We start from the raw sequence: 245 nt of genomic DNA, 5'->3' as shown, positions 1-245 counted from the left end.
CCAGGCGCGCCGGGGCCGCCAAACCGCTTCCGTCAGCGATGTCGCGACAGGTTCGCCACGCAACCCGCCGTGCTGCGCGGATCGGTCGACGGCGTGCTCGCACGCCAACGACACGAACGCATCGCGGGTCGTGTGCAGCGCGCCCGCCGTCCGACCGATGTCGTGCACGATGCGCTTCGGCAGGCACAGCTCGATCCGCACGGACCTCGCCGTCACCCCGGTCAGGTCGATGACGAAGATCCGCC

Annotated in this window: 1 pseudogene; it reads right to left on the bottom strand. The window is 71.0% G+C overall.

The features are described from left to right. Positions 1–201: pseudogene (locus tag KVT39_RS37180) on the bottom strand (hypothetical protein); the annotation flags it as partial. Positions 202–245: the final 44 nt, after the last annotated feature.

The organism is Burkholderia sp. GbtcB21 (assembly GCF_019091065.1).
GTDB classification, from domain to species: domain Bacteria; phylum Pseudomonadota; class Gammaproteobacteria; order Burkholderiales; family Burkholderiaceae; genus Burkholderia; species Burkholderia pyrrocinia_C.
The sequence above is the reverse complement of the archived record's forward strand: the minus strand, read 5'-3'. Positions and strand labels throughout refer to the sequence as shown.